Below are 9,005 nucleotides of genomic sequence, written 5' to 3' on the forward strand. Positions count from 1 at the left end.
GCCATCGCGTTGTCGAGAGCAGCATCACCGACCTCGGAAGCTTCACTGAGATCGACCAGCATAGTGATCGCGATGACGGCCGAGACAACGCCCAGAAGCGCGACGACGCCACCGACGATCATACCGATGATCTGCTTGCTCCCGGGGCGAGGGCGGGTTCGGCGGTGCGCGTGGTGCCTCCGACCGGGTGGAGCTGCCCGACCGTGCGCCCGACGTCGTGGTCGACACCCCGACGCTGCCCCAGCAGGCACTGCTCTACCGGCTCTGCGGCGACCGCAACCCGCTGCACGCCGACCCGGGGTTCGCCCGCGCGGCCGGGTTCGACGCGCCGATCCTGCACGGCCTGTGCACCTACGGCGTCGTGGCGAAGGCCGTGACCGACGCCGTGCTCGACGCCGACGTCACCAGGGTGCGGTCGTGGTCGGCGAAGTTCGCCGGTATCGTGCTCCCCGGCGAGACGCTGCGGACACGGGTCTGGCGGGACGGGGTGAGGCTGCTCGTCACCGCCACGGTCGTCGAGCGCGACGAGGCACCGGCCCTGTCGGACGGGATGCTGCACACCACCGACTGACGCACCCCTCGAAGAGAACGTGTTTCACTTTTCCGCGCGTCCCACACCCGGCGAGCGGATGACTTATCCTGGTACACGCCCGAACAGGCAATGAAACACGTTCCTACCAGGAGAGTGCCGAATGGCAGGCAAGCCCAGGACGTCGGGGCAGGGCAAGGGGCGCACCACGCTCAACCCACTGGACGGCGGCGAGGAACTCGGCTCCGCGGCGCAACGCGACCGCCGCAGACGTATCCTGGACGCGACGCTCACGTTGGCGTCCAAGGGCGGGTACGACGCCGTGCAGATGCGCACCGTGGCCGAGCGCGCCGACGTGGCGCTGGGCACCCTCTACCGGTACTTCCCGTCCAAGGTCCACCTGCTGGTGTCGAGTCTGGCCCGGGAGTTCGAACGGGCCCAGGACAGACTGGGCCGCGGGCCGATCCCCGGGGACACCCCGGTCGAGCGGGTGCTGTACGTGCTCGGCCGCAACACCCGCGCGCTGCAGCGCGACCCACAGCTCACCGAGGCGATGGTGCGGGCGTTCATGTTCGCCGACACCACCGCCGCGGCCGAGGTCGAGCGCGTCGGGCGGCTGCTGGAGGAGATGTTCGCCACGGCGATGGGCATCGCCGAACCCACCGAGGCCGACCGGGACGTCTTCCACGTCGTCGCCGATGTGTGGATGGCCAACCTGGTCGCCTGGGTCACCCGCCGCGCCTCCGCCACCGACGTCGCCAACCGCCTCGAACTCTCCGTCCGCCTGCTGCTGGAGAAGTGACCCGCCGGGTGGGCGGGCTCAGGCGGTGAGCTTCGGCAGGACCTCGCGGCCGAAGACCTCCATCCACTCCTGTTGGTTGCGGCCCACGTTGTGCAGGTAGATCCGGGTGAAGCCGGCGTCGATGTAGCGTTGCAGTGCCTGCCGGTGCTCGTCCGGATCGGACGAGACGACCATGCGGCCCTCGAAGTCCTCCCGGCGCACCAGCTTGGCCATCTGCTCGAAGTCGAACGGCGACCGGATGTCGGCCTTCGGGAACTTCATCCCCCCGTTCGGCCACTGCTGGAGCGCGTTGGCCCACGCCTGTTCGTCGGTGGCCGCCCAGGACAGGTGCACCTGGAGCAGCTTCGGCATCGCGTCCGGGTCCTTGCCCGCCTTGCGGGCGCCCTTCGCGAAGTTCTCCAGGATCCCCGCGAGCTTGTCCAGCGACGCGCCCGGCGTGATCAGGCCGTCGGCGAGCTCGCCCGTCTTACGGGAGGTGTACGGGCCCGCCGAGGCGATGTACACCGGCGGCGCGGGGTCGGGCATGGTCCACAGCCGGGTGTTGTGCAGCTTGAAAAACTCGCCGTTGTGTTTGACGTCGGTCCCGCCGAACAGCTTTGTGATGATCTCCAGCGCCTCCAGCATCCGGCGGACCCGTTCGGGGGCCTCGGGCCAGTAGGCGCCGAACATGTGCTCGTTGAGCGCCTCTCCCGACCCGATGCCCAGCCAGGTGCGCCCGGGGTAGGTGGCCTCCAGGGTCGCGGCGGCCTGCGCCACCATCGCCGGGTGCTGGCGGAACGACGGGCAGGTCACGCCCGGGCCGAGGTCCCCGGTGGTGTTCTCGGCCAGCGAGGCCAGCACGCTCCAGACGAACGACGCCTCCCCCTGGGCGGGCACCCACGGCTGGAAGTGATCGGCCGCCATCTGCCCGGAGAAGCCGTGTCGCTCCGCCAGTGCGGCGAGGTCCACGGACTCCCGGGGGGCGAACTGCTCCAACGCCGCCGCGATCCCGATCTGCACGTCTGCCACGTCGTCTCCAACCCCGCCCGCTCGCGGGCGCGCCTCGTCCGTCCTTCGCGGTCCGCGACCCGGCTACCCGGCGTGGCGGCGCGCCGCCTCGGCCAGATCGTCGAGTGTCGCCAGTGTCTCGCGCTCGGGCAGGGTGGGCAGGAAGAACGTGACACGCTCCACGCCCGCCTCGGCCCACTCCGTGATCGGAGCGCGCTGCGGGTCGGCGGCGAAGATGGTCACCGGCAGGTCCGGTCTGCCCCGTTCGGCCAGACGCCGGCGCACCTGCCGGATGTGCTCCGGCGAGGTGTGCCCGCGCGGCATCCAGGCGTCCCCGTACCGCGCGAGCCGGTCCTCGGCCGCGGCGCTCTCGCCCCCGACGTAGATCGGGGGGTGCGGTGTCCGGACGGGTTTGGGCCACAGGTTGACCGGGTCGAAGTCGACGTACTCGCCGTGGAACTCCGCCTCGTCGGTGGTCCAGATCCGGGTCAGTGCCTGCAGCTGCTCGTTCAGCAGGGCACCCCGGGTACGGGGGTCCGTGCCGTGGTGGCGCATCTCCTCACGGTTCCAGCCGACGCCCACGCCGAACAGGAACCGACCCCCGGAGACCAGGTCCAGACTCGCCACCTCGTTCGCCGTGTGCAGCACGTCGCGCTGGACCAGCAGTGCGACCCCGGTGGCCACGAGCAGGTCGTTCGTCGCGGTGGCCGCGGCGGTCAGCGCCACGAACGGGTCCAGCGTGCGGTAGTACTCCCGCGGCAGGTCGCCCCCACCCGGGTACGGCGTCTCCCGGCTGGTCGGGATGTGCGAGTGCTCGGCCACCAGCAGGGAGTCGAACCCCCGCTCCTCGAGGGCCCGGCCGAGCGCCGCGGGACGGATACCTTCGTCGGTGACGAACGTGGAAACCCCGAACTTCACGCGAGTCGCCCCTTCCGGACCGCGAGCTGACGCCATGTGCCTGCGAGTCGTCGCCCCCGGACGGCGAGTCGACACCCCGATCCGGTCCGGGAGTGACCTTGATCGAGAATACCCTTCGTACACCGGACGCAAACTCGCGGTCCCGGAGCGGCAACTCGCGGGCGTGGAGCGGCAACTCGCGGGCGTGGAGCGGCAACTCGCGGGTGGAGCGGTCAGACGTTGCGGCGGTACTGGCCGCCGACCTCGAAGAAGGCGCGGGTGATCTGGCCCAGCGAGCACACCCGGGCGGCGTCCATCAGCACGGCGAACACGTTCTCCCCGCGCTGCGCCGCCCGCCGCAGGTCGGCCAGTGCCTGCTGCGCCTCGGCCTCGTTGCGGCGGTGGAAGTCGGCGAGCCGGTCGAGCTGGGACTGCTTCTGCTCGTCGGTGGCCCGGGCCAGCTCCACCTCGACCTCGTCCTGCTCGGGATCCGGGTTGCGGAACGTGTTCACCCCGACGATCGGCAGGTCGCCGCTGTGCTTGAGCCGCTCGTAGGCCATCGACTCGTCCTGGATCTTGCCGCGCTGGTAGCCCGTCTCCATCGCGCCGAGCACGCCGCCGCGCTCGGTGATCCGCTCGAACTCGGCCAGCACCGCCTCCTCCACGAGATCGGTGAGCTCGTCGATGATGAACGAGCCCTGCAGCGGGTTCTCGTTCTTCGCCAGGCCCCATTCCTTGTTGATGATCATCTGGATGGCCAGTGCCCGGCGCACCGAACTCTCCGTCGGCGTCGTGATCGCCTCGTCGTAGGCGTTGGTGTGCAGGGAGTTCGCGTTGTCGTACAGCGCGCACAGGGCCTGCAGGGTGGTGCGGATGTCGTTGAAGCTCATCTCCTGGGCGTGCAGCGACCGCCCGGAGGTCTGGATGTGGTACTTCAGCTTCTGCGAGCGCTCGTTGGCCCCGTAGCGCTCGCGCATCGCCACCGCCCAGATCCGGCGGGCGACCCGGCCGAGCACCGAGTACTCGGCGTCCATCCCGTTCGAGAAGAAGAACGACAGGTTGGGCGCGAAGTCGTCGATGTCCATGCCCCGCGCGAGGTAGGACTCCACGTACGTGAACCCGTTCGCCAGAGTGAAGGCGAGCTGCGTAATCGGGTTCGCCCCGGCCTCCGCGATGTGGTACCCGGAGATCGACACCGAGTAGAAGTTGCGGACGTCGTTGGCGATGAACCACTCCTGGATGTCCGACATCATCCGCAGCGAGAACTCGGTGGAGAAGATGCAGGTGTTCTGCCCCTGGTCCTCCTTGAGGATGTCCGCCTGCACCGTGCCCCGGACCTGCCGCAGGGTCCAGGCGCGGATCTCGGCGTCCTCGGCGTCGGTGGGCTCCCGGCCGTGCTCGGCGCGGAAGGCGTCCCTGCGCTGGTCGATCGCGGTGTTGAGGAAGAACGCCAGGATCGTCGGCGCCGGACCGTTGATCGTCATCGACACCGACGTGGTGGGCGCGGTGAGGTCGAACCCGTCGTAGAGGGCCTTCATGTCGTCCAGCGTCGCGATCGACACACCGGAGGTACCGATCTTGCCGTGGATGTCCGGGCGGGTGTCCGGGTCCGACCCGTACAGCGTCACCGAGTCGAACGCGGTGGACAGCCGTTTGGCCTCGGAGTCGGACGAGAGGTACTTGAACCGCCGGTTGGTGCGGAAGGCGTCGCCCTCCCCGGCGAACATCCGGGCCGGGTCCTCCCCGTCGCGCTTGAACGGGAACACGCCCGCGGTGTACGGGAAGTACCCGGGCAGGTGTTCGCGGCGCAGGAACGACAGCAGCTCGCCGCGGTCGGTGTAGCGCGGCAGCGCCACCCGCGGCACCCGGCTGCCGGACAGGGTCTCCCGCCACAGCTCCGTGTGGATCTCGCGGTCGCGGACGGTGAAGACCAGCTCCTCGCCCCGGTAGGACTCGGCCAGCTCGTCATAGCGCGTCAGCGTCTCGGTGGTGTCAGTCTCCACCGCGTCGTCGGCGCGCGCGAGCAGCCGGTCGAGCTCACCCGTGTCCGCCCCCTCGGCGGCCAGTGCCTCCCGGGCCGCGGCCAGATGGTCCCGGTGGCGCAGCGCCCCGGCCTGTTCCGTCGTGCGGCGGTGGTAGTCGCGCACCGTCCCGGCGATGTCGGCGAGGTAGCGCGTGCGGTGCCCGGGGATCACGACGGTGGTGTCGGCCGGGACCTTCCCTCCGACCCGCGGCAGGGTCCCGGCGGAGACCGACAGGCCGTCGTCGGCCAGCAGATCCCGCAGGTGCTGGTACAGGGCCGTGACCCCGTCGTCGTGGAACTTCGCCGCGCTCGTCCCGAACACCGGCATGTCCTCCGGGTCGGCACCGAACGCCTCGCGGTTGCGGACCATCTGCCGTGCGACGTCCCGGCGGGCGTCCTCCGCGCCCCGCCGCTCGAACTTGTTGATCGCCACGACGTCGGCGAAGTCCAGCATGTCGATCTTCTCGAGCTGCGACGCGGCGCCGAACTCGGGCGTCATGACGTAGAGCGCGTGGTCGACGTGGTCGACGATGCCCGCGTCCCCCTGCCCGATGCCGGGCGTCTCCACGACGACCAGGTCGTAGCCCGCGGCCTTGCAGGCGGTGACCGCCTCGTCGAGGCCGGTCGGCACCTCCGCACCCGCCGTGCGGGTGGCCATCGACCGGAAGAACACCCGGTCGCCGTCCAGGCTGTTCATCCGGATGCGGTCGCCGAGCAGCGCACCGCCGCCGCGGCGCCGCGTGGGGTCCACGGCCAGCACGGCGATACGCAGCTTGTCCTCCTGGTCCACCCGGAAGCGGCGGATCAGTTCGTCGGTCAACGACGACTTGCCCGATCCGCCCGTGCCGGTGATCCCGAGCACGGGCACGGTGCGGGCCGCGGCCGCCTCCCGGATCGCCTCCCGCCAATCGGCGGGCAGGGTGTCCTGCTGGAGGTGGGTGAGCGCCCGCGCCAACGTCGGCATGTCCCCGGCGAGCAGGTCGTCCACCCGCCCCGGGGAGGTCCGCGTGAGGTCGACGTCGCACTCCCGGACCATCGTGTTGATCATCCCGGGGAGCCCCATTTCCAGGCCGTCGTCCGGGGAGAAGATGCGCGCGACCCCGCGGGAGTGCAGCAGCTCGATCTCCTCGCGGACGATGACGCCGCCCCCGCCGCCGAACACCCGCACGTGGCCCGCGCCCCGTTCGGCCAGCAGCTGCACGAGGTAGGAGAAGTACTCGACGTGCCCGCCCTGATAGGCGCTGATCGCCACGCCCTGGACGTCCTCGGAGATCGCGGCGGTCACCACCTCCTCCACCGAGCGGTTGTGGCCGAGGTGCACCACCTCGGCACCCTGCGACTGGAGGATGCGCCGCATGATGTTGATCGAGGCGTCGTGGCCGTCGAACAGGCTCGCCGCGGTCACGAAGCGGACGGGGTGCTCGGGCCGGTGCAGATCGGAGGTCATGACCCTAAAATACTTGGACTTCCTACTTTTCGGGAACGGAGGGCGACACGTGAAGCGCACCACACCTTCGGTACCGATTCAGCCGCGACCGACCGGTCACGAGGCGGAGTTGGCCGCGCGCAACGCGATCCACTGGCGCATCGCGTACTCCACCAGCGTGATGAGCGTCTGCTTGGTCGACTCCCGGTCCCGGGCGTCACAGCGCACGATCGGGACGGCGGGATCGATGGACAGCGCCTCCCGCACGTCGTTCAGGCTGTGGTGCAGCACGCCGTCGAACGTGTTGACGCCGACGATGTAGGGCAGGCCCCGGTCCTCGAAGAAGTCCACGGGCGCGAACGAGTCGGCCAGCCTGCGGGTATCGGCCATCACCACCGCGCCGATCGCGCCGCGCACCAGGTCGTCCCACATGAACCAGAACCGCTGCTGGCCGGGCGTGCCGAACAGGTAGAGAATCAGGTCCTCGTCCAACGAAACCCGGCCGAAGTCCATCGCCACGGTCGTCGTCGCCTTGCCCGGCGTCGCTTCGAGGTCGTCGATACCGGCACTCGCATCGGTCATCATCGCCTCGGTCGTCAACGGCACGATCTCGGACACCGAGCCGACGAACGTCGTCTTGCCCGCGCCGAAGCCGCCCGCCACGACGATCTTGGCGGACGTCATCGTCTTCGACGCGGTCTCGCGCGGTGCCTCAAAGCCGGCGGAGTCCACTCAACACCCTTTCCATCAACTGCAAGTGCGCCTCGGCACCCTCGTCGCCCGAGACCGTCCTGTGCACGGTGACCAGTCCGGCGTCCGCCGCGTCACTGATCAATACCCGCGCCACACCCAGTGGCATCCCCAAAGCCGAGGCGATCTCGGCCACCGATTGTGGAGTACGACATTGTTCCATGATCAGTTGATGCTCGATCTGGTCGGGCACCGCCAGCGGTCCCGCCGTTCTGGTCGAGACCAGAGTCTCCAGCTCGAGATGGTGGTTCGCCCTGGTCCGGCCGCCGGTGATGGCGTAGGGCCGGACGAATCCCGTATCCCCGGTGTCCTCCGGGTAGGTCGACGGGTGCTCCGGCGGGAGTGCCGCGGAGTGCGCTCCGGGCCACACCGCCGACTGCACCGGGACGGCTTCCGCTGCCACAACCTGCTCCTCTGCGTCCGAGTCCGGGCCCGCGGGCCCGGAACGCCGTGTGTGCCCGGTCGCCCCCGATACCGCCCGGCGCCGCGTGCGCCGGGCTCGTCGGTGTCCACCTCCTCGGTCTCCGGGTCGGCAGGAGTGGAGTCCGGCTCCACCCCCTGATCGGTGTCTGTGTCCGTGTCACCGTCCAGGCGGAACCTCGCCCACTCCGCCCACCCACCGCCGGTGTCCCTCCCCGCGGTGGTGTCGGTGTCGTCCGTGTCCCGCTTCCCGGCACTGTCCCGGGAACCGGCGCCCCCGTCGCCGGAATCGTGTTCCGGTCCGGTCATCGGCGAATCAACCCACCGGTTCGCCGATCCGCGCGCCCTGCGCCCCCTGCAGGCGGGCCCGCAGCTCCGGGGTGAGGATCTGCCCGACCCGCTCCACCAGGAGGGTCATCTCGTAGGCCACCTGTCCGATGTCACAGGTCGGCGCGGCCAGCACCGCCAGGCACGAGCCGTCACTGATCGACATGAGCACCATGATGCCCAGTTCCATCTCCACGACCGTCTCGGTGACGGCCCCGGCCTCGAAGCACCGTGCCGCACCCTGGGTCAGACTGACCAGCCCCGACGCCACGGCCGCGAGCTGGTCCGCCCGGTCGACCGGGAGCCTGCGGGACGCGGTGAGCAGGAGACCGTCCGCGGACACCACCACGGCGTGCGCGACGCCCGGTACCCGCTCGGCGAAGTCGTCGACCAGCCAGCCGAACTGGTTCTGTTGGGGTTGAGCCTGCTGAGCCCGGTCCGAGGTGGTCATTCACCCTCCACTCTCTCGTCTGGCAGATCGGTCGTCGCGGTGCCGGCATGCCTACCGCGCCGGACGCCCTGCTGGAAGCTGTTCAGTCGCCCGCGTACGTCGGCAGGCTCCCGCGCCAACCGGGGGTGGTCCCCTTCCGACTCGTCGGAGACCGCGCTGCCGGGCACGAGCTGCTCACCCCGGTTCCGCCGGGGCAGCCCCGCGGAGGTGTAGCTCGTCGGCTGCGCCTCGGTCACCTCCCGCGCGGTCCGCCACCGCTCGTCGAGCGGGGAGGTCCCGTCCACCCGGCGATCGGTGCCGGGTCGGTCACCGGTCGGGTCGGCGAACAACGACCCCGCGTGCGGACGCGGCCCTCCGGCTCCGCCGCCCGCTCCGCCGGGCACGATCTCGGTC

Annotated in this window: 7 protein-coding genes and 2 pseudogenes; 2 read left to right on the plus strand and 7 right to left on the minus strand. The window is 70.4% G+C overall.

Features of this window, described 5'->3' with window-relative positions:
• Positions 1–130: 130 nt before the first annotated feature.
• A pseudogene (locus SACHA_RS20285) lies at positions 131–571 on the plus strand (MaoC family dehydratase); the annotation flags it as partial.
• Positions 572–692: 121 nt separating this feature from the next.
• Positions 693–1,331 carry a cholesterol catabolism transcriptional regulator KstR gene (gene kstR, locus SACHA_RS0104600; protein ID WP_019807547.1) on the plus strand — a complete coding sequence of 213 codons (639 nt, stop codon included), beginning with the start codon at positions 693–695 and terminating at the stop codon, positions 1,329–1,331.
• An 18-nt stretch (positions 1,332–1,349) separates the two neighbouring features.
• Here kstR and SACHA_RS0104605 read toward each other — a convergent pair whose 3' ends face one another.
• The 7 genes and pseudogenes from SACHA_RS0104605 to SACHA_RS24925 form a co-directional block, all read right to left on the minus strand.
• Entirely contained in the window at positions 1,350–2,339 is a 990-nt protein-coding gene (locus SACHA_RS0104605) for a TIGR03557 family F420-dependent LLM class oxidoreductase (protein WP_028662886.1), read from the minus strand.
• Positions 2,340–2,402: 63 nt separating this feature from the next.
• Positions 2,403–3,236, minus strand: coding sequence for an LLM class F420-dependent oxidoreductase (locus SACHA_RS0104610; protein WP_019807551.1), 834 nt, complete (start codon positions 3,234–3,236; stop codon positions 2,403–2,405).
• Between the two features lie 212 nt (positions 3,237–3,448).
• Positions 3,449–6,685 carry a fused isobutyryl-CoA mutase/GTPase IcmF gene (icmF, locus tag SACHA_RS0104615; RefSeq protein WP_019807554.1) on the minus strand — a complete coding sequence of 1,079 codons (3,237 nt, stop codon included), beginning with the start codon at positions 6,683–6,685 and terminating at the stop codon, positions 3,449–3,451.
• A gap of 96 nt (positions 6,686–6,781) precedes the next feature.
• Complete coding sequence (locus tag SACHA_RS0104620) at positions 6,782–7,396, minus strand: GTP-binding protein (RefSeq protein ID WP_019807556.1); 615 nt, start codon at positions 7,394–7,396, stop codon at positions 6,782–6,784.
• Positions 7,377–7,817 carry a DUF742 domain-containing protein gene (locus tag SACHA_RS0104625; RefSeq protein WP_019807558.1) on the minus strand — a complete coding sequence of 147 codons (441 nt, stop codon included), beginning with the start codon at positions 7,815–7,817 and terminating at the stop codon, positions 7,377–7,379. The genes SACHA_RS0104620 and SACHA_RS0104625 overlap by 20 nt, the downstream gene beginning before the upstream one ends.
• A 333-nt stretch (positions 7,818–8,150) precedes the next feature.
• A complete protein-coding gene (locus SACHA_RS0104630; RefSeq protein WP_019807560.1) occupies positions 8,151–8,612 on the minus strand; it encodes a roadblock/LC7 domain-containing protein in 462 nt (153 codons plus the stop codon).
• Positions 8,609–9,005: pseudogene (locus SACHA_RS24925) on the minus strand (nitrate- and nitrite sensing domain-containing protein); the annotation flags it as partial. The gene SACHA_RS0104630 and the pseudogene SACHA_RS24925, both read right to left, overlap by 4 nt.

Source organism: Saccharomonospora halophila 8, from assembly GCF_000383775.1.
Classification (GTDB): Bacteria; Actinomycetota; Actinomycetes; order Mycobacteriales; family Pseudonocardiaceae; genus Saccharomonospora; species Saccharomonospora halophila.

Excerpts from the sequence above, each read along its gene's own strand:
- kstR (WP_019807547.1), top strand. The coding sequence starts at position 693 with ATGGCAGGCAAGCCCAGGACGTCGGGGCAGGGCAAGGGGCGCACCACG.
- icmF (WP_019807554.1), bottom strand. The coding sequence starts at position 6,685 with ATGACCTCCGATCTGCACCGGCCCGAGCACCCCGTCCGCTTCGTGACC.
- SACHA_RS0104630 (WP_019807560.1), bottom strand. The coding sequence starts at position 8,612 with ATGACCACCTCGGACCGGGCTCAGCAGGCTCAACCCCAACAGAACCAG.